General features: G+C 47.2%; 1 protein-coding gene. It reads right to left on the reverse strand.

The features are described 5' to 3' along the window. Positions 1-228: 228 nt before the first annotated feature. Positions 229-2,963, reverse strand: a 2,735-nt coding sequence (locus Q0393_RS00015; protein WP_298976954.1) for a phage/plasmid primase, P4 family, incomplete at its 5' end; no start/stop codon positions are given.

The raw sequence follows: 2,963 nt of genomic DNA on the forward strand, positions 1-2,963 counted from the left end.
TCTTTCTGTCCCATCATTTTCCCTATATAATCGGTAGAAAAAAATTTAAAAATCAAAGGTAGATTAAGTTTAAATTCAGTAATAAAAATATATGAATATATAAGCGAAAATGGTGGGACGCTGGGACAACGAGCCCCTAGAGCCGATTTTACCGCAGTTTCGCTGTCCCGACATCGAATCAAAATAGTGGGACGATAGCGGGACAAAAGCCTGTATCGTGGGACAAGGTTATTCTTCATCATCGCCTCTTGCTCCCCCGATTTGATATTCGCTTAGGGCGCCAACTTCTATAAAGTTGCCGTCCACGTTGATTTTGTTAAAATCCAAATTTTCATTCGCCCGGATTCCGAATACGCAATGAGGCCTATCACCGCTTAGTCCCGCCAAAGGATATGGCATCCGTCTTCTTCCGCGGGCAACCTTGATATTGTTTATCGTGCACTCGTCGATAAAATTTGCATAGAAGTTTTTTTCTTTCTGCGGGGTGCCGCCCTTGTCCTCGATGTATGTCTTGTAGAGGATATAGAGGTATTTATTTGGCACGAAATAGTTTTCATCGGGAATTACGGCATCTCTTACGAAAGCCCGCATAGGATTGACGTCGTCCCTATATTCCTCAAGCTCGCTTAGCATTCGCTTGGAGCGGGTAAATTTGCCCTGCTTTACGAGCCTCATAAGCCCGGAAAGCGCCAGATTAAAAATCCCCGCCATCTCGTCATTAAAGCGGTCGCTAAGCCCTCTAATCTTTTGCCCGTCTTTGATCTCCTTATCGAAGCTAATAAGCACCATTCTGCGAAGCGTTGCGTTATCCACGCCCTGCTTCGGCTTGGCGTTTCCCGAAAAGGCGAGTTTGGGCTTTTCGTTCGGCAAAAGGTTAAAAGGCTTCTCATTTTTTGGATTTATCATAATACTGTCCTTCGTGGATACGAGGGCTTTTAGATTTGCAAGTTGCCCTTTGTCGGTGCCGTTCTTGTCGATCTCGGTTCCGATATTGATGAGCTTATTGCTAAGTCCGTAAAGCTGGTGTCCCTCAAACTGCTGAAGCTGGAGGCTTGAGACATTGTCTTCGCCAAAAAAGTTGCGAATGGTATCTAAGATAACGCTCTTGCCGTTGGCGCCGCTTTTGCCGTATAGAAACAAAAAACTTTCAAATTCGTGGCTCGGCAGAAAGCAGTATCCGATAAACTCCATCAAGGTCTTGATGTCGTCTTTGTCCGCTAAAATTTGGCGTAGAAATCTATTCCATTTCGGGCAAGCGGCGTTTTTATCGTATGCAAAATCCAAAATATTAAGCGCGCCGTCGCCCTTTTCGTGGCGCGATTTAAAGGTGATATTCCCGTATTTGGAAATAAAGATTGTGCCGTTGGTTAAATTTATAACTCGCCTTTGCTCGTCGCGCTTGAGCGTATCGAGCGGGTGGGCTTTGTTAAGTAAATTTTCAATGATCTTCGTGGAGTTATCCACGCTCTTTTTCTTCACGTCCACGCAAGCCCTCGGCATCCAATACTCTTGCAGGAAGTGGTTTAGCACGCGTAGATCGACCCTAGCGTAATGCGTTTTCGTCCAGAAATACAGCTCTCCCTTATATTGCGCGAAAGGATATCCGAGCTTCTCTACGGAAGCGAGGAAACTCTCCACCATATCCACGATGTGGGTTTGGTGGTAATTCGTAAGCACGGTCTTGTTTATCTGGAGTAGCTTGTCGAACGTTGCGCTATACTTATCCCAATCTTTTTGGGCGATCTCGCCTATGAGCGCGCCGTCGAAAAAGGCTCTCTTGATCCTTTCGTAGGTATCGCTATCCGACTTCTTGAGCGCCTTGGCGTTTTTTAGGATAGTATTGATGTAGGGTTCGTCCAACTCGCCCCTGACGGTGAATATATTGATACAGTTGCCGTTCTTATCGGTTAGCAAGAACTCGCCAAAAATTTCATCAAAATAATGGATTATCTTGCCGCGTCGGAAGGGCGCCAGCTTTTCGCGCAAATTTGGAAAATAATCGCAAATCTCATCGATTACGATATTGGTAGGCTCGAAGCAGCTAAACGCCAGCAGATCAAACATATTGTCGTTTGTGATCTTTGAGGTATGGTTGTAGAGCCAGTCGCTAATGTCATATTTCTTATTCAGGTCTTTTTCGAGCATATAAAACAGCACGATGTGCGTGTTTCGCGCTACGGGCTTGATTTCATAATATCTTTTGATCGCGTTTTCATATCCCGCCTCGTCGTGGTCGAACCAGATATAGACGTCCTTGCCGCGCAGCAGCTCCAGATGCTCGTCCCATCTACTCCCCGCGCCGCCCAAAGTTAGGGCGTTTACGTTGAAGCTCATCAAATTCAAGGCGTCTTTTTCGCCCTCGCAGACGATGACGCGATCGTCCGGGTTGTCTAAAAAATATCTAATCGGAAACGGTGCCGCGCCAGCTCCGCTTTCGCCTATCCATTTGCCGCTCATACGCTCGGAGCTTACGGCGCGAGCCTTACTATCCCAAGCAAATTTTTCTCTATATTTGATGTTTAGCGGCATGCCTCGCTCGTCGCGAATGATGATCGCTATGCTTTGATGTTCGTGCGAATATCCTATCGCGTCCTTGGAATAGGTCAGAAAGGTAGGGGCTTCGTAGTTTACGAAAATTCCGCGCAGTCCGTTTTCTATGAGCGTCGGTCTTATGGCTTCAAAATTTGAGATAAGCTCCGGCGCGATGGACGCAATACGGGCTCGCATCCTTTTTTCGGCGGCGGCCCTCTTGGCGGCGTCCGCTTTTGCGCGAGCTTCGTTTTGCTCCTGCAAAAGCTTTGCTCTAGCCTCGATCTGCGCCTTTTGCTCCTCGCTGAGTTCGCCCTTTTTGATATTGTGCGGGATGCCGAAGTATTCGCACACAGCAGCTGCGGCATCAAGCGGAGGGATGCTCTCTTTCATCTCTGTAAATCTCACGATATCGCCGCTAGCTCCGCAGGCGA

Origin of the sequence: uncultured Campylobacter sp. (assembly GCF_938015785.1) — a bacterium.
Classification (GTDB): Bacteria; Campylobacterota; Campylobacteria; order Campylobacterales; family Campylobacteraceae; genus Campylobacter_B.